Below are 16,517 nucleotides of genomic sequence, written 5' to 3'. Positions count from 1 at the left end.
GCAAAAAAGCAGGGGGCGGCCGAGTGTTCCCTCCCCTGTCTACTTCGCTTCCGTACATTGCATTCTAAGTTAAGTTAGTCCTACTTTTTCAAAGCATCCATTACTTGTTTATCTAGTTTCGCAGCTGCTTTTTCATCATAGGTTTTTTCATACTTAGGTTCCTTAGTAATTTTTGAACCATAAAACATAACATCCCGAACTTCAGAAATTTTTATTTCTACTCGTGCAAGCTTTAGTGGTATACCTTCTATTTTATTTTCCTTAACAGAAGCATGCCCTGTAATAGCATACGTTGATTCGTTGGCAATAACATTCATAACAACGAGTGAATTTTGGCTCATATTTTCCAACATTCTTGACCTATTATCTACCGCAAAATAAATGCGTTGTTCATCAGGAGCAAAAACCCATGAAATAGCGCTTACAATAGGGCCTCCACTTTCATGATCTACTGTCGCAATAGTCACGAAACGTTCCTTCTGTAATGCCAAAAACAAAGGTTCAATTAGCTTTGGTTCAACTTGATTTGCCATAAAACACCTCCAAAGTTATATATACAATAATCTTACCTTTTTTTGTGGTAAGATAAAACTATAATAAATTATTATTATTTAATGAGGTGCTTTAATGAAAGTGAAATGTGTACTTTGTGACCAGATAAATACAATTGATGATGATTCGATGCAGGCAAAGCGCCTGAGAAACAGACCCATTCATACATATATGTGTGACCCATGTTATGTACGCATAGAAGAAAAAACAAATATGAGGCTTGCTACTGGAAATTTTCACCTATACCGTGACAAAAAAACAGAGGACGAGTGGTAGAAAAAAAGCTTGAAAAAGTAGAACTGAATAGGGAGTCAATTCAATAAAGAGTGAAAGGACCTAAAACTGATCATCCTTTGCTATACAAAAGGAGCAGCATTCAGCTCTAAATAAAGCAAAGGTGACTCATAAATAATGAGCCACCTTTGCTTTATTCATTAGGATAATTAATATACTTCTCAGGTTCTAGTTCAATTTGATCTAACATGACGTGAATTAACTCTATAGGAAATCGATTTTTGAAATCACTTCCATTTTGTGAGTAACTTATATAGTACATGATTTCATCTTTAGTAACAGAAATATTTGACAGTCCATGTTCATCCACTAATATATTTGTAAAAAGTGCGTATGTATCTTGAGCAGCAGAATCATTTTTTCTCGAATCTGCAACGACTTTTATACTTAACCAATTATACAAGGCATCTTGTAATGATTTCATGATTGCACATCCTAGGAATTAGTATTTGCTTTGTGCTTTTTTGCTTGATTTAATCTAATTTTATATATAATTAAAATAACCGCTGCAAAAAACAATCCTTCTGCCATTGGTAAAAATGCCCCGAAAAAAGTTAACACTGTACAACCTAATGCTAAAAAAGCATAAATCACAATATTTTTTAACAAAGGAAGTTTTTTAGCAAAGCCCAGCTTATATACAACAATACTTAATGCAAAAATCGTTATGTATAATAGCCACATGCCCAATTCTGGATTGTCGTCTACTTGATATAATGAGGCAAAAAATGACAGCCTTGAAGAAACATCAATTTCCATTTCAAATCCCTCCTTACATTAAGAAAGCAATATCGCCACCCTCCCCATCAAGAATAGAATCACTTAGTTTAAACATACGTTTTCTCTTTAGACTAAGGAGGCAATTACTTTGTGGGTCAAGGAATTAAGCCATACTATAAAATTGCATAACATAAGCCAAGTGACTGATACAATTTATAATGCAATTATACCAGCCACAAGACCAATTTCATACTATATTGAAAAACGAATAACATGTTAAATATTTAGCTGTTCATTTCAGCATATTTCTTTTTCTTCGCTATTTTCTCTCGCTCATTTTTATTTAAAAGCTTCTTACGCAAACGAATAGATTCAGGTGTGATTTCACAATACTCATCATCATTTAAATACTCTAAAGATTGTTCAAGTGACATGATACGTGGTTTTTTCATCGTTGTTGTTTGATCCTTTGTTGCTGAACGTACGTTAGTCATCTGTTTTTGTTTACATATATTCACAACAAGGTCATTCTCACGGTTATGCTCACCAACAATCATACCTTCATATACTTCTGTACCTGGCTCTACGAAGATTGTGCCGCGATCTTCTACCCCCATTATACCGTATGATGATGCTTTGCCTTTTTCCATTGAAACGAGAACACCTTGACGTCTTCCACCGACTTGTCCTTGCTGCATTGGTTGATAGCTATCAAATGAATGGTTAAGAATCCCAAATCCTCTAGTAAGAGAAAGAAACTCAGTAGTATAACCTATTAAACCTCTAGCTGGTACCATGAAAACTAACCTTACTTGACCATTCCCATTATTAATCATATCGAGCATTTCACCTTTACGAGCGCCAATTGACTCGATAATCGATCCAGTATGTTCATCTGGGACATCAATCTGTACACGCTCTACTGGTTCACATCTTACACCGTCGATTTCCCTTACGATAACTTCTGGTTTCGACACTTGTATTTCATATCCTTCTCGACGCATATTTTCAATTAAAATTGATAAGTGTAGCTCACCTCTACCAGAAATAATCCATGCATCTGGTGATTCAGTATTTTCTACACGGAGACTTACATCTGTTTGCAACTCAGCAAGCAATCGTTCTTCTATTTTCCTAGCTGTTACAAACTTACCTTCTCTTCCTGCAAAAGGACTATTGTTCACAAGAAATGTCATCTGTAATGTCGGCTCATCAATTCGTAACACCGGTAACGCCTCTTCATGATCAAACGGACAAACTGTTTCACCTACATTGATGTCCTCCATTCCAGACACTGCAACAAGGTCTCCAGCTTTTGCTTCATTAATCTCAATGCGCTTCAATCCCGAAAAACCGAACATCTTTGTCACACGAAACTGCTTCACAGATCCATCAAGTTTCATAAGAGATACTTGTTGACCAACTTGCATAGTACCTCTAAATACTCTACCGATACCTATACGTCCTACATAGTCATTATAGTCTAATAATGCCACTTGAAATTGAAGTGGTTCATCACTATTATCAATTGGGGCAGGAATGTATTTAAGAATTCCTTCGAATAATGCCTTCATATCTTCATCTTGTTTTTCAGGGTTTGTACTTGCAGTACCATTAATCGCTGAAGCATATACCACTGGAAAATCAAGCTGTTCTTCATTTGCTCCAAGCTCAATGAATAAATCAATTACTTCGTCAACAACCTCTTCTGGTCGTGCGAAATCTCTATCTATTTTATTAACAACAACAATTGGTGTTAAATTCTGCTCAAGTGCTTTTTTCAAAACGAATCGAGTCTGTGGCATACACCCTTCGTAAGCATCTACAACGAGTAACACACCGTCAACCATTTTCATAATACGTTCAACTTCTCCACCAAAATCAGCGTGACCTGGTGTATCTAATATATTTATTCGACAATCATTATAATTAATCGCAGTATTTTTAGCTAAAATAGTTATACCACGCTCGCGCTCCAAATCATTTGAATCCATGGCACGGTCTTCAACTTGTTCATTTACTCGGAAAGTACCTGCTTGTTGTAATAATTTATCAACGAGCGTCGTTTTTCCATGATCAACATGGGCAATAATCGCTATATTTCGTATATCTTGACGAATAGTCAACGTCTTCAACTCCTAAATTTGATGTTCATATTTTACCTTGACAAAAAACCAACTAGGCTATTATATCACATTCATAGTAGAAAAGATGGATATTTTTCTGTACACTAAAGGTGTAAGTATTATTTAAGCTCAATTTGAGACTTTTAATTGGGGGTTTTTTAACGAATATGAAAAAACTCAACCTCACTATGTTATTATTCGCTATTCTCGCAACTATTTGCATCATGTCTGTCGGAATATTTATTGCTGAACAAAATATTATTGGTATTATTACAGCAAGTATTAGTTTTGTTTTAGCAATGGGGTTTGGATTCGTGACAAAGAAGAAAATGCGTGAACAAGGAAGGTTATAACGGAAGACTTATGCTCCTACTATCGGTTTTGACAAGCTTTAAACAAACCGAAATTAGAGTCCATTCCACCCAAACGACTAGTAACGGAACGGGTGGAATGGAGTTGAGGCTATATGATTGAATATGTGAACGTTCAATTAACAACTAATTATTTGCAATCGTATTAATAAGACCATTGGACAGGACTCATTCACGTAATGTAGATTTAACCCTCATTCAGTTTATACTTTTGCAAAATTCTGTTATGTAAGTTGATACTACTTGCAAATATACTATTCTCTTCTAGAAATGAAATTTCTTCTCCTTTTACTGTTGTTACAACTCCACCTACCTCACTTAATATTACAACACCTGCAGCGAAGTCCCAAGGTGACAACCTCATTGTAATGTATCCATCTAACCTTCCAGCAGCAACATAAGCCATTTCTAGCGCAGCAGATCCATAAGAACGCGTCCCTCTTGCGTCTTTTACGATCGGAGATAGAATAGCATGATCAATGCGCCAATTTTCTGTTACCCAAGTAGCATTGATTCCAATGATTGCTTCATGGATTGGCGTGTCTTTCAACGGTGATAACAAGATGTTATTTATATATGCACCATGACCTTTTCTTGCATGAAAAAGCTCATCACTAACAACATCATAAATAAGACCGATCATACCTACGCCATTTTCATAAATGCCTATTGAGATGCAAAAATTTCTTTGCTGATGCACGAAATTAATCGTCCCGTCAATAGGATCAATAATCCAAACAGTACCATTCAATGTTTTAACTTCATTACCAAATCCTTCTTCACCTAACACATAATGAGTAGCGTATTTACTGTTAATTTTTTTAATAAAAAATTGCTCTATTTCTCGATCAATATCAGTCACTAAATCATTAGGATTTGATTTTGTATGTATACCTACTTGTTTCGTAAACGAATTGCGTATAACAATACCAGCTTCTTTGATCCACTTCTTAGCGGTTTGATCTATCTCGTCCCAATTGTTACTCATTAAGAGCTGCCTCCCTATTTCATTAGTATAACTTTTACAATTCAGCATACAGAAAACACAAGCTTCATTCAAGCTTTACTTAAACTGTACAAGAAAAACACCAACAGTTATACTAATTGGTGTTTTTCTATGGCTGTTTTTTACTTGATTGTAGCTACTCCAGCTAAGAATGAACTCGGCTAAAGCGTGTAAACTTAGCCCCTATTATTCTTTAAACAAGGGAAGCCGTTTAACATTCTACTTATTTGGTCAAAAGATAACAACTGAATTTAACAACAGAGCCTTTATTTAAACCATCCTAACGACAATAATTCTTCTCGTATTTGTTCTAATCGCTTTAAACACTCATTTTTTTTAGGTACATTTTTTTCCACAATGGCTTCATAAAGTGTCGACAACTCATAATCTAATTCCAACCGCAAAACCGCTAATCGCTGTTCACTATCACTACGCTTCAAAGATTTCATTACTTGTTTCAAGTAAATGCACCCCCTCGGTTTTTACTGTTAGTACCCACTTCAGAATGACTATATTTGAATTTGTTGTTATATCTTTATGTTGAGCTAGATGTCTATGGAACAAAAATGTGTGTAGACCCATTATGTTAGATAGAATTTGTATACAAGATTTATGGTAAAATAAGATTTGTTATAAATTCTCGAATGAAGATATTTTTTAAGGAGTGTAATTATGAATTTTCAAGGCTTTTCAGCAGATGATTTTGATACTTTTATGATTCCTGAATTAGATGATCGAATGACAGCGATAAAGCAATTAATTAGACCAAAATTTGAATTTATTGGCACCCATTTTGTCCCTTCTCTTACAACGCTAACTGGGAATGAGATGTTTTTTCATGTGGCCAAACATGCTCGTCGAACTAAAAACCCACCTAATGATACTTGGGTAGCTTTTTCAAGTAATGCAAGAGGATATAAAATGCTACCACACTTCCAGGTTGGCCTGTGGGGGAGTCATTTATTTATCATATTTGCAGTTATCTATGAGTACCCATACAAGGAGAACTTAGGAATAATACTTGAAGAACAATATCGTGAGCTTAAAAAGCAAATTCCTAACAACTTTGTCTGGTCAACAGATCATACAAAACCTACTGCCACAGCTCAAGAAAATTTAGCTGATGAGCAAATACTACATATGTTTAACAGGCTACAAACGATCAAAAAGGCAGAAATATTATGCGGAGTTCATATTGACAAAGATGATGTGATAAATATGAATGACAAACAGTTACTTAACATCATTGATACCACTTTTAAAACGCTTATGCCGTTGTATGAATTAGCAACGTCATCATCCACCGTTCTTTCAAAATAATGAAGATATAATAAGAGTTTGAAGTGTGCTTGTGAACTTTTAGCTTCGGCTTTTTGCCAAACACAACTGTAGATGCTTGGCCCCATAGCAAAGTATTTATAGGGCCAGGCAATATTTACAGAAAAGGTGATAATTTTTTATAACTTTCCTAGTTGTTCCAATAAACAAAAATATTAACAACAAGAGAGAGCCTTACATTTTAATAATGGCATCATTTGTAATAGCTTCTTTCGCCTTTTTAACGGTATGGTATGAGGAGTACCCACTGATTTCTTCAAATTCTTTACATAATTTTTTTTCTTCAGCTTTACTCGGTACAACTTTTTTAAATACTCGATACGCTTCCATAAGCGTTTCTTTTACAATGCCTTTTTCATAGGCATGTTCGATTGTCTCGAAAAACCTTATTACATCAACAATTTCATTCGTGTTCCAATCATAAGATATTGGATATTGATAATCCAATGGTATTCCCCCTTAATGTTAATCAAGTTAGCCTATATTAGTTTCCCCATGTTTTTCGAATTTGTTCTGCTTCATTAATAATACGATCAAAAAGTTCACTTACTGTGGGAGAATCGTTTATTAGACCCATCACTTGACCAGCCCATGCAAAACCTTCTTCGGTGTTCCCTTCATATATATAACGTTTATTTGCGGACCCACTTATAAAATCCTTTAATTGATCGTAGTCACCATTTGCGCGCTCAAGCTCAACAATTTTTTTTGTCCAATTGTTTGAAATAGCTCGTGCTGGCGCCCCTATGGATCGTTTTATCACTGTTGTTCCATCCTCTGTTCCTTCTATGAGAGCCTGCTTATATACTTGATTAGCATGAATACATTCTTGCGTAGCAATAAATCTTGTACCCATCTCTATTCCTTCTGCACCTAAACTAAGCGCAGCCATTAATCCCCGACCATCGCCTATTCCACCCGAGGCAATAACTGGTATAGACACAGCGTTAACTACTTGTGGAATTAAAACGATCGTTCCTGTATCATTTTTCCCTAAATGCCCTCCACCCTCTTGTCCAACTACCATAACGGCATCTGCACCTAATTGCTCCGCTTTAATTGCCTGCCTTCGAGCTGCTACAAGAACAAGTTTTTTGACATCTACACCTTTTAGTTGTTCAAATATTGGTGTTGGATTTCCACCAGTCATTGAAATAACAGGTACTTTTTCGTTTATTGCCACATCAAGCATATGTGAATAACTTCTTCCGTGTTGACCAATGGCAAAATTAACTCCGAATGGTTTATCTGTTCGTTCTCTAACCTTATCTATCTCTTTCTTTAACTCTTCAGGAGTTTGTAATGACATCGCTGTAATCTGGCCTAACCCACCAGCATTACTTACAGCAGCTGCTAAGTCAGCATAAGCTAAATAAGCTAACCCCCCTTGAATAATGGGATATTTAATTCCTAATAGTTTTGTTATCTTTGTATCCCAATTCAAATGAACACCTCCTATAAATCCCTGTACCATAATTATTTCGCTTTTTATAGGGCAAAATCCTTTAACATAGCATAACTACGCAATAATATTATATTAGAAAAGTGAATTCATTAAAAAACAAAGTTAGGGCTCTTTTCGTACACTTTGTTGTTTTGTTATCAAATTAGCATCATAAAAAGTGACTTTACATTGCTAGTCACCGTTACACAGCAGAAAAGATGCCACGAACGTTAGTAATTTCGTGTTGAATTGCTATTACGAAAAGCAACATTTGATACGAAAAAGCCTTAAGTAGGGCTCTTTTCGTGCACTTTGTTATATTGTTATCAAATTAGCATCATAAAAAGTGGCTTTACATTGCTAGTCACCGTTACACAGCAGAAAAGATGCCACGAACGTTAGTAATTTTCGTGTTGAATTGCTATTACGAAAAGCAACATTTGATACGAAAACAGCCTACTTAATTATAAACAAGCCAAAGCACTTTTTTTGCCTTTGTGTTCTATCAAGAAAAATAACAGTGTATGTGTACTATACCATTACTAAAACAGGACTATTAACATTAAATTTTTTGTTCAGATGGTTAAACAAGTACCTTTAAATTTCTAATGACTGTTAGTACTATGCAACCCTTTCATAAAGTGATATAATTCTTGTGTTTTATGTAAAAACTAATAACTTATCATTAAAGGCTCTTTTCGTAAAACTTGTTGCTAATCTTTTTATAAAACAGAACAACTCAATTCATAATAGTCTATAAGAGTGCCACGACCTGTAGTTGTACATGTTTATATATATTAGTACGAACAACAACATTCCATGCGAAAATAGCTTATCAAAAGAGGTGCCATATAAATTTGTCCCAAAATAAAACACCATTATTTACTGGTTTAGTAGATCATTCTAAAAAAAATCCTCATCAATTTCATATTCCTGGACACAAAAAAGGAAAAGGTATTGAACCAGAGTTTCGCTCATTTATAGGTGATAATGCGTTTTCCATTGACTTAATTAATATTGAACCACTTGACGATTTACATCAGCCAAGTGGAATGATTAAGCAGGCTCAACAATTGGCTGCTGAAGCTTTTCACGCAGATTACACATTTTTTTCTGTTCAAGGTACTAGTGGAGCAATTATGGCTATGATAATGTCGGTATGTGGACCAGGAGACAAAATCATAGTGCCACGTAATGTTCATAAATCAGTTATGTCAGCAATTGTGTTTTCAGGAGCTATACCGATATTTATACACCCTGAAATTGATAAGAATTTGGGTATCTCTCACGGTATAACCGTAGATGCTGTGTCAAAAGCATTGGAACAGCACCCAGATGCTAAAGGTGTCTTTGTAATTAATCCCACATATTTTGGAGTGGCTGCAGATTTACAAGGTATCGTTGAAGTGGCTCATGAACACAAAGTGCCAGTATTAGTTGATGAAGCTCATGGAGTTCATATTCATTTTCATGAAAAGTTACCCTTATCCGCAATGCAAGCTGGAGCAGATATGGCAGCAACGAGTGTTCATAAGCTTGGGGGATCAATGACTCAAAGTTCTATACTGAATATAAAATCCGGACTCGTTTCGGTGAACCGTGTTCAAGCTATTTTAAGCATGCTTACAACTACGTCAACATCTTATTTATTGCTAGCTTCTTTGGATGTCGCTAGGAAACAGTTGGCTACTGAAGGACATGGATTAATAGAAAAGTCCATCGCACTTGCAGAAAAAACCAGAACGTCCATAAATAAGATACAGCATTTATATTGTGTCGGACATGAAATTGTCGGTACAAAAGCGACATTTGACTATGACCCTACCAAATTAATAATTTCTGTGAAAAATTTAGGTATTACTGGACATGACGTTGAAGTTTGGCTAAGAAAACATTACAATATCGAGGTTGAATTATCTGACCTATACAATATTTTATGTATTATCACTCCTGGGGATACTGAAGATGATACAGAAATATTGTTGCGAGCATTACGCCATTTAGCAGATGAATTTTACCATCAAGCAAAATCAACAATGCCAACTACGGTGTTGTTACCCGATATACCATTATTAGCGCTATCCCCTCGAGATGCTTTTTATGCAGAAACTGAAATTGTTCCTTTTGAGGAGTCTGCTGGAAGAATTAGCGCTGAATTTATTATGGTGTATCCTCCAGGAATTCCAATTTTCATTCCTGGGGAAATAATAACAAACGATAACCTTAAGTACGTAATAAAAAACCTAGAGGCAGGCTTACCTGTTCAAGGGCCTGAAGATAATCATCTACATTCACTAAGAGTCATAAAAGAGCATAAAGCTATACGCTAAACTGAGGCAAGAAATACTAGCAAATGAACTATACAAACAAGCATATACAAAATAATGGGTTCGGTTGATAGGGAGAAAAATACTAAAACGAATCCATATTACAACCTAACTATCAATTTTTTTAAAGTAAATTAACCATATGAAATAGCAAATAAAAGAGGCTGGGACATAAGTTGAAAACTAACTGATTATTATACATTACACAAAAATAAAACCGCATGAAATCAAGGTTTATAAATTTGATTTCGTGCGGTTTCTTCATTTTATATTGGGTTTTGTCCCAGCCTCTTTTTAATGTATTATTTTTACCATTCTGATTGTACTAAAGCTCACGTTAGCACAACAAACATTTGTTACTTTATTGTTATAGTACCTTGTGGCAAAGCATCTTCCTGTATCCACTTTTCAATCATTTGATTAAAGAATTTAGGATTCCACAAGGATATTCCGTGACCGACGTTAGGTATAATGATCCCTTTACAATTTGTATTATTTGAAACTATATCTGCTGCTGATTTTTTCATTACTGTTTTTTCCTTTTCACCGACAGAAACTAATATTTTTCCCGTTGCTTTATAAAAATTATTAGGAATTTCAAATGACATATTTTCTTCTAGTATTCTAATAAGTGTATCTAATTTCATTTCAGAACTTTCCTTGTAATATGTTTCAAAGTATTCTTTACCAACGTACAGTGTTTTCGCTTGAAGTTTTGAAAAAGATTTATTTTTAACTAATGGAAAAGTTAATTTTATAGACGGTCTAATCATTTTTCTAACAAATGAATTAGGTCTTACTAATGCGCTATTTATGACCGCATAATTTATCAAATTCGGATTCATGCTCAACATTTGTATAGTTACTTGTGCACCTAATGAGAAACCAATAACAATTACTTTTTTACCGTTTGCTAATTTTTCTATTAAGTCATTTATTTTTTCCGCACTTAATTGAATTGAAAAGCTTTCTGTATAATTACTTTCCCCTTGTTCTGGTAAATCTATTGTAATGCAATGATAATGACTGAAGTATTGAACTTGTTTTTTCCACATCCAACTGCTTACTCCACCACCGTGCAAAAATACCATTAATGAAGCATTCTTATCCCCATACTCTTGATATTGTAAATCCAGAAAATCCACCTCTCTTTATGCTAGTTTCTCCTACTGTTTTTTGTAATTAAAGAAACAGGCTGCCCATAGTATAAGCAAATCATTTCACAATTTATAAATTTATATTAACATAAAAATTCTAGTTCCTTTCAAAAAGTAAGTTCGCTTAGCATTAAGCGAACTACCTTAGAAAATGATATCACTTTAATAGAAATTTATATTTAGTAATCTAACTTATGTAAAGATCGTATCAAAATTCTGCATACCTATTATATAACAATAAAAAGGAGACACCAATTCATATGTGAATTGTGTCCCCAATAACGCTGTTTTTTAATGTTTTCTCTCCAAAAACCGAACATGCTTGTTTTTTAGTTCTCTTTGTGATCTTCGCAACAACACTCAGTACTTTTTCCATACAGTATCGTAACTTTTTCATCCTCATAATGGTCAATTGTACTGTTACACGACTGACATACGATTGTTCCCATTCATCAAACCCCTTTCGTTTTATGACCACTCAAACGACCTCGACAACTGCACAAAATTGATTTTTTGAAAGCGTTATCTTTTATTTAACTTAATAATAATATGTCACATATATTTAGTCAAGCACAATTAGTATGTCACATAAAAATAATTATAACTTTTAATATCTGTTATATAATATGGACCCCTAACGTAAATTTGGGGCTATTTTGACTAATATTGGACTAAAATAAGGGTTTATATAAGAGATTTTAATAAAGTAGAAAAGATGCAAGGAACGCTACATGCTTACGATCTTACATGATAGAACGTAAAGCAACTGTCAATGCGAAAACAGCCATAACATTAAGAAAAAAAGATGACATTAAAGTCATCTTTTAAATGAGCACTATTCATATTGGGATTGGAATGGAGATACAGGTAAGTTTACTTTGAAGAATTCAGCGAGGTCTGCTGCTTCATCTTTAGAGTCTAGGCGGAAGACATGGTGTAAATGATCATGATCCTCAACATCTTTAGGATCTAGAAGGGTTGAACGCCCAGTTTGCATACATACGACTAACGGTTTTCCAAAAAACATACTTGTATAAATGATACCAAAATCATATCTCGTTTCTGTTGTTGTAAAACCCACAAAACGTACCTTAACCGTCTCTTGCTCATCGTATAATTTTTCAAATAGGTTCATAAACAACCTCCTTCAGCAAAATAATATTCAGAATATTATTATAAATCAATTCTTAACCTTTGACAAGTTCATGGATTAATTGTTCAAGAAGTTGTCAACATCTCAATGAGAATGCTAGAATGTAATCGAACGTGCATATTCAGAATTGGGAGTGAAGAGAATGGCAAACAACGCATACATAAAACTAGTGCCAAAATCTAAGAAACATGATATTACATTAGATGATGTAGAAGACCTGTTTGAATATTATAAAGAGATCACTAACAAAACAGGTAAGCAGCTTGACTGGAAATATGATGATTCAGCTTTTCCTTACAGGATAACAAAGATTAATGATGGCAACAATGATTTATTCCACTTACAGTCTGAACATAAACAATATAAATCAATCATTGTTGGTATAGGTAACGAAAGCATTGAAGACATGGATTCTAAAGAGGTACGCCAACAACAATATATACAAGTAAGTTTGTTAAAGCAATCCACACATGGAGACAAGGGCAAAGCTAATGAATTTTGTAAATTTTTAGCTAAAAAGGTTTCTGGTGAATTGCACCTATTTAACGGCAGAACGATCTATTATTATTAATATATCCATGCTCATTTACATCTAAATATAAATGAATTTATTAGGTAAGCTAGATTTATAGGTAATCAGGTGGATCCACCCACCTAATTACCTATAGAGTTAAGTTTATCAAAATACGAGCTTAGCTACAACCGAAAGAACATTATGTCAATAATGATTAATTAAGGTGACTTAACAGTCAACTTAATCTGTATGTGGATTGATTTTGATTAACGCTGGGTCAACCATGTCATAACCGTTCTTTTGTAGCTGAATAACAATTTCCTTTAACGCATCGTTTGTCCATTCACGATCATGCATCAATAAATTCGCACCGTTACGAAGGAGTGGCGTATTTACCATAATATCTAAAATTGACTCTCCAGTCATGTATTTTTTGTCAAAGTCGTATCCATATGACCAATTCATTAACACCATATTTTCTTCAGCAACTAGTTGTTTTGAGTATTCAGTATTTACCCCGTATGGAGCTCGAAAAAATTGGGGCCTATTTCCAGTTATTTCTTCTATTGCATCATTTAATTTTACAATTTCTTCATATTGTTCAACTTCAGATAATTCACTTAAATTATTATGAGACCATGTATGATTGCCTATCGGAAAGCCGAGTTCATATATTTGCTTCAATACCTCTTGTTCTTCTTCACTATCAATAAAATGTCCATTCACAAAAAAGATCGCTTTTACATTCAAGGACTGTAAAGTATGAGCCATCTGCAAGCTGAATTTATTTGGGGCATCATCAATTGTTAATAATAATACATTTTCATTAGCGTCACCAATTGGTTCAACTCCCCAATGATTCGGGTTTATTATATATTGGGGCTCTAATTCTACTATCTCCAATTCCTCAGTGTTATTAAATTGCTCTTCCACACTAGATTTCGTTGTAGTGTTTATGTTTGTTGAATTACTATCTTCTACTTCCGTCATCTCCTCGATGTTTACTTCTTCATTGTCGATTGCGACAGTTTCCTTAGTAACATCACCTTGGCTACAGCCAGTTATGTAAGCAGCTAGGATCGATAAAATTGCAATTGTGATGATTTTCATTCGTATAATCCTCCATTTATTAAAAATACTCATTAATTATAATATAGTTATATTTTTTTTCCTAAAAAAATAAAAATGATTACCTTATTTCTTACCATTGATATTATAATATTAATGATAACATCCAGTGAGGTCTTTCAAGTAAACTTGACAAGTATCTCATCAATTTATCCCAACTGTAATGATGACATAAAAAAGGCTCTTTTGGTAAAATATTTTGCTTTTTTTCACATATAGTTGTGTAACTGATATGAATGAAATAATGTTTATAGCCTTTAGAGAAAAAAGTTACCCCAAACGTTAGTCATAAACGTATTTAGCCCTTATTATAAAAATAACAAATTATGTAAAAAATACATAGCTATTTCTACTACATAAATACAACAAGAAAGGTTTTATTAGAAGTAGCAAACATGCTATGAAACTAGTTATATTCGCGTATAAACTTAGTGGTGACAACAGCAAAAATTTAACAAAGTAAGGTAAACTATGAGACGGAGTTTGAAGAAATGAAAAGATTTGTAAATAAATTTAAAATATTTGGGGGACGTGTCTTTAAGACGGGACTCGCTGTTTTTATTACCGCTTATATATGCGAGCTACTTAGCCTTCCAGCTATTTTTGCCGTTATAACAGCTATTGTTACAATTGAGCCAACAGCTGCAGAATCCATTAAAAAAGGTGTTGTTCGCTTCCCAGCTTCAGCTATTGGAGCAGCATTTTCATTAACTTTTACGGCTTTTATTGGTGAAGATCCTCTTTCCTATGCCCTTGCAGCAACAAGTACGATTTTATTATGCCATCGATTAAAACTGGATGATGGCATCTTAGTAGCAACCTTAACAGCTGTTGCGATGATCCCAGTGACAGGTGATAATTTTATACTTGCTTTTTTTACAAGACTACTAACAACATCCATTGGATTGTTCGTATCTACGTTAGTAAACTTGATCATATTACCGCCAAAATTCTCTCCTATTATACATAAATCAATTGATAAGCTGTTTATAGAGACAGCTCAAACAATTGAAGTAATTGGTCATGATATTTTGGGCCTTACAAACACCAAAAAGACACAAACTGTTCAACAATTTCAAGCTATAACTAAAAGCTACGAAAAAACTTTACAACTATGTCACTATCAACGTGCTGAGTGGAAGTTCCATAGGCATACTACGAAAGAAATGAGAGATTTTCAAATTGAACATAAAAAATTAACATTGCTGCAACAAATACTATTTCACATCGGAAATTTACAACATTTGTCAAATTATAGTATTATAACTAATATAGATAAAGAAAAACTTCACCAAGCATTTATATCTATAAATACTATATTGAAGGATCCTAAGCACCGTATTTCTGATGATCATTACGACTTAATTAAAGATCTTGATGAAAATTTCAGAAAATGTAAAGAACAAATAGGGGAAACACACACAAAATACTATCATCATTTTCCAAAAGAAACAGTGTTGTTGTTTGAACTATTGTCTATACATGATGTGTTAGAAGAAATTGAGCACCTGACTAGAAATCAATCAAAGCGAGATAAAGAATATACGTCAATAAATAGCAACAAAAGCCCAGAATAGCTCACGACATAAAAAATATAAAGGGAGGCTAATGATCGTAATTATTACACCTCTCTTTTTTGACTGCATTGCTTTTTGTGCGATTATATATGCAAAATAAATTAATATTGCTAGTAATATTGACTTTGACACGCGACCATCATGCTGAGACAACCATTCTATAATACTGTATGCACTCCATATTATAAATTGGACCATAAAAACAGTTAAAGTCTTCATATATTATTCCCCTTCTCTTAACCTCTTTTTAATACTTATGCAAGACAAGCAACATCTATTTTTCATTTTTGTAACAAATAGATGACATAGTCTATTCCCAGACTCTCACATGCTAAAATAGTACTACATGTTATAAGTATTTCGATTCAAATCACAAAAGAGACATTCACTCATTTTGACTGAAAGAAGTGAACAAATAATGAAGCGTCTTTCTACATTTTTTTTACTGTCATTCATTTTCATTGCATCTTGCCAACAGAATGACACTTCTAGCATCCCAAAAAATAAAGATGATCTACAGTTGATGTTTTTCTCAGATGAAAACAATGTGCAAAATGAAATAAATTACTACGATGCTTTACTCGAATTGAAAAAAGAATTTCCACATGAAATTTCAAATATGGTCATTATTTCATCACAAACAGAAGAACTTAATATAAATATTAATATTAACCAATATCCAGCACTAGTGATGATGTACGATAACGAAATTATTGCACAAGTAGAAGGTCATATAAGTAAGGATGAGATTATGAATCCGATAAAAGAGGCTTTAGAAGGCAATAAAGAATAAAAAAAGACTGTCATTAT

At 33.8% G+C, this 16,517-nt stretch carries 20 protein-coding genes; 7 read left to right on the top strand and 13 right to left on the bottom strand.

The genetic code is table 11. The features are described 5' to 3' along the window. Positions 1-80: 80 nt before the first annotated feature. Complete coding sequence (locus tag SLH48_RS03950; RefSeq protein WP_320257079.1) at positions 81-533, bottom strand: pyridoxamine 5'-phosphate oxidase family protein; 453 nt, start codon at positions 531-533, stop codon at positions 81-83. 94 nt (positions 534-627) lie between these two features. Here SLH48_RS03950 and SLH48_RS03945 point away from each other — a divergent pair, with 94 nt between their 5' ends. Then, a complete protein-coding gene (locus tag SLH48_RS03945) occupies positions 628-828 on the top strand; it encodes a YlaI family protein (protein ID WP_214483197.1) in 201 nt (66 codons plus the stop codon). Positions 829-979: 151 nt separating this feature from the next. Here the strand turns inward: SLH48_RS03945 and SLH48_RS03940 are convergent, their stop codons facing one another. The 3 genes from SLH48_RS03940 to typA all read right to left on the bottom strand — a co-directional run bounded on the left by SLH48_RS03940 (position 980) and on the right by typA (position 3,692). Next, the gene (locus tag SLH48_RS03940) at positions 980-1,270 is read right to left on the bottom strand and encodes a hypothetical protein (protein ID WP_214483196.1); all 291 of its coding nucleotides are present in this window, start codon (positions 1,268-1,270) and stop codon (positions 980-982) included. Between the two features lie 11 nt (positions 1,271-1,281). Further along, positions 1,282-1,599, bottom strand: coding sequence for a YlaH-like family protein (locus tag SLH48_RS03935; RefSeq protein ID WP_214483278.1), 318 nt, complete (start codon positions 1,597-1,599; stop codon positions 1,282-1,284). Positions 1,600-1,850: 251 nt separating this feature from the next. Then, positions 1,851-3,692, bottom strand: coding sequence for a translational GTPase TypA (typA, locus tag SLH48_RS03930; RefSeq protein WP_214483195.1), 1,842 nt, complete (start codon positions 3,690-3,692; stop codon positions 1,851-1,853). 167 nt (positions 3,693-3,859) lie between these two features. Here typA and SLH48_RS03925 point away from each other — a divergent pair, with 167 nt between their 5' ends. Beyond that, positions 3,860-4,045, top strand: a complete 186-nt coding sequence (locus tag SLH48_RS03925) for a YlaF family protein (RefSeq protein ID WP_320257078.1) — start codon at positions 3,860-3,862, stop codon at positions 4,043-4,045. Between the two features lie 205 nt (positions 4,046-4,250). On the opposite strand, the gene SLH48_RS03920 is transcribed toward SLH48_RS03925, so the two are convergent. Together SLH48_RS03920 and SLH48_RS03915 are read right to left on the bottom strand one after the other, a co-directional pair. Continuing rightward, entirely contained in the window at positions 4,251-5,051 is an 801-nt protein-coding gene (locus tag SLH48_RS03920) for an inositol monophosphatase family protein (protein ID WP_214483193.1), read from the bottom strand. A gap of 284 nt (positions 5,052-5,335) precedes the next feature. Beyond that, complete coding sequence (locus SLH48_RS03915) at positions 5,336-5,530, bottom strand: hypothetical protein (protein ID WP_214483192.1); 195 nt, start codon at positions 5,528-5,530, stop codon at positions 5,336-5,338. 211 nt (positions 5,531-5,741) lie between these two features. On the opposite strand from SLH48_RS03915, the gene SLH48_RS03910 reads away from it, so the two are divergent. Then, positions 5,742-6,389, top strand: a complete 648-nt coding sequence (locus SLH48_RS03910) for a DUF1054 domain-containing protein (protein ID WP_320257077.1) — start codon at positions 5,742-5,744, stop codon at positions 6,387-6,389. A gap of 192 nt (positions 6,390-6,581) precedes the next feature. Here the strand turns inward: SLH48_RS03910 and SLH48_RS03905 are convergent, their stop codons facing one another. Together SLH48_RS03905 and SLH48_RS03900 are read right to left on the bottom strand one after the other, a co-directional pair. Beyond that, entirely contained in the window at positions 6,582-6,854 is a 273-nt protein-coding gene (locus SLH48_RS03905; RefSeq protein ID WP_320257076.1) for a UPF0223 family protein, read from the bottom strand. A 37-nt stretch (positions 6,855-6,891) separates the two neighbouring features. Further along, a complete protein-coding gene (locus tag SLH48_RS03900; protein WP_320257075.1) occupies positions 6,892-7,851 on the bottom strand; it encodes a nitronate monooxygenase family protein in 960 nt (319 codons plus the stop codon). An 857-nt stretch (positions 7,852-8,708) separates the two neighbouring features. Between SLH48_RS03900 and SLH48_RS03895 the strand changes: the two genes are divergently transcribed. Then, complete coding sequence (locus tag SLH48_RS03895) at positions 8,709-10,181, top strand: aminotransferase class I/II-fold pyridoxal phosphate-dependent enzyme (protein WP_320257074.1); 1,473 nt, start codon at positions 8,709-8,711, stop codon at positions 10,179-10,181. A gap of 353 nt (positions 10,182-10,534) precedes the next feature. Here the strand turns inward: SLH48_RS03895 and SLH48_RS03890 are convergent, their stop codons facing one another. From SLH48_RS03890 to SLH48_RS03880, 3 genes are all read right to left on the bottom strand, one after another. After that, positions 10,535-11,314: an alpha/beta hydrolase gene (locus SLH48_RS03890; protein ID WP_320257159.1), complete on the bottom strand. Its 780-nt coding sequence runs from the start codon at positions 11,312-11,314 to the stop codon at positions 10,535-10,537. Positions 11,315-11,664: 350 nt separating this feature from the next. Then, the gene (locus tag SLH48_RS03885; RefSeq protein ID WP_320208552.1) at positions 11,665-11,784 is read right to left on the bottom strand and encodes a GapA-binding peptide SR1P; all 120 of its coding nucleotides are present in this window, start codon (positions 11,782-11,784) and stop codon (positions 11,665-11,667) included. Between the two features lie 386 nt (positions 11,785-12,170). Next, the gene (locus tag SLH48_RS03880; RefSeq protein WP_214479994.1) at positions 12,171-12,470 is read right to left on the bottom strand and encodes a DUF3055 domain-containing protein; all 300 of its coding nucleotides are present in this window, start codon (positions 12,468-12,470) and stop codon (positions 12,171-12,173) included. A 160-nt stretch (positions 12,471-12,630) separates the two neighbouring features. On the opposite strand from SLH48_RS03880, the gene SLH48_RS03875 reads away from it, so the two are divergent. After that, a complete protein-coding gene (locus SLH48_RS03875; RefSeq protein WP_214479995.1) occupies positions 12,631-13,059 on the top strand; it encodes a DUF1885 family protein in 429 nt (142 codons plus the stop codon). A 183-nt stretch (positions 13,060-13,242) separates the two neighbouring features. Here the strand turns inward: SLH48_RS03875 and SLH48_RS03870 are convergent, their stop codons facing one another. Beyond that, complete coding sequence (locus SLH48_RS03870) at positions 13,243-14,112, bottom strand: polysaccharide deacetylase family protein (RefSeq protein ID WP_320257073.1); 870 nt, start codon at positions 14,110-14,112, stop codon at positions 13,243-13,245. A gap of 509 nt (positions 14,113-14,621) precedes the next feature. On the opposite strand from SLH48_RS03870, the gene SLH48_RS03865 reads away from it, so the two are divergent. Further along, positions 14,622-15,707 carry an FUSC family protein gene (locus tag SLH48_RS03865; RefSeq protein ID WP_320257072.1) on the top strand — a complete coding sequence of 362 codons (1,086 nt, stop codon included), beginning with the start codon at positions 14,622-14,624 and terminating at the stop codon, positions 15,705-15,707. Here the strand turns inward: SLH48_RS03865 and SLH48_RS03860 are convergent. Then, a complete protein-coding gene (locus tag SLH48_RS03860) occupies positions 15,678-15,926 on the bottom strand; it encodes a hypothetical protein (RefSeq protein WP_214479998.1) in 249 nt (82 codons plus the stop codon). The two genes, SLH48_RS03865 and SLH48_RS03860, sit on opposite strands and share 30 nt — an antisense overlap. A 199-nt stretch (positions 15,927-16,125) precedes the next feature. On the opposite strand from SLH48_RS03860, the gene SLH48_RS03855 reads away from it, so the two are divergent. Continuing rightward, complete coding sequence (locus SLH48_RS03855; RefSeq protein WP_320257071.1) at positions 16,126-16,500, top strand: hypothetical protein; 375 nt, start codon at positions 16,126-16,128, stop codon at positions 16,498-16,500. The last annotated feature ends 17 nt before the right edge of the window (positions 16,501-16,517 follow it).

Source organism: Cytobacillus sp. IB215316 (genome assembly GCF_033963865.1).
Lineage (GTDB): Bacteria > Bacillota > Bacilli > Bacillales > SM2101 > Nanhaiella > Nanhaiella sioensis.
Note: the sequence above shows the minus strand (reverse complement) of the source record. Positions and strands in the feature narration are given on the sequence as shown.

Coding starts and splice junctions, on each gene's coding strand:
- SLH48_RS03950 (WP_320257079.1), bottom strand. CDS start 533: ATGGCAAATCAAGTTGAACCAAAGCTAATTGAACCTTTGTTTTTGGCA.
- SLH48_RS03945 (WP_214483197.1), top strand. CDS start 628: ATGAAAGTGAAATGTGTACTTTGTGACCAGATAAATACAATTGATGAT.
- SLH48_RS03940 (WP_214483196.1), bottom strand. CDS start 1,270: ATGAAATCATTACAAGATGCCTTGTATAATTGGTTAAGTATAAAAGTC.
- SLH48_RS03925 (WP_320257078.1), top strand. CDS start 3,860: ATGAAAAAACTCAACCTCACTATGTTATTATTCGCTATTCTCGCAACT.
- SLH48_RS03920 (WP_214483193.1), bottom strand. CDS start 5,051: ATGAGTAACAATTGGGACGAGATAGATCAAACCGCTAAGAAGTGGATC.
- SLH48_RS03910 (WP_320257077.1), top strand. CDS start 5,742: ATGAATTTTCAAGGCTTTTCAGCAGATGATTTTGATACTTTTATGATT.
- SLH48_RS03885 (WP_320208552.1), bottom strand. CDS start 11,784: ATGGGAACAATCGTATGTCAGTCGTGTAACAGTACAATTGACCATTAT.
- SLH48_RS03880 (WP_214479994.1), bottom strand. CDS start 12,470: ATGAACCTATTTGAAAAATTATACGATGAGCAAGAGACGGTTAAGGTA.
- SLH48_RS03875 (WP_214479995.1), top strand. CDS start 12,631: ATGGCAAACAACGCATACATAAAACTAGTGCCAAAATCTAAGAAACAT.
- SLH48_RS03870 (WP_320257073.1), bottom strand. CDS start 14,112: ATGAAAATCATCACAATTGCAATTTTATCGATCCTAGCTGCTTACATA.
- SLH48_RS03865 (WP_320257072.1), top strand. CDS start 14,622: ATGAAAAGATTTGTAAATAAATTTAAAATATTTGGGGGACGTGTCTTT.
- SLH48_RS03860 (WP_214479998.1), bottom strand. CDS start 15,926: ATGAAGACTTTAACTGTTTTTATGGTCCAATTTATAATATGGAGTGCA.
- SLH48_RS03855 (WP_320257071.1), top strand. CDS start 16,126: ATGAAGCGTCTTTCTACATTTTTTTTACTGTCATTCATTTTCATTGCA.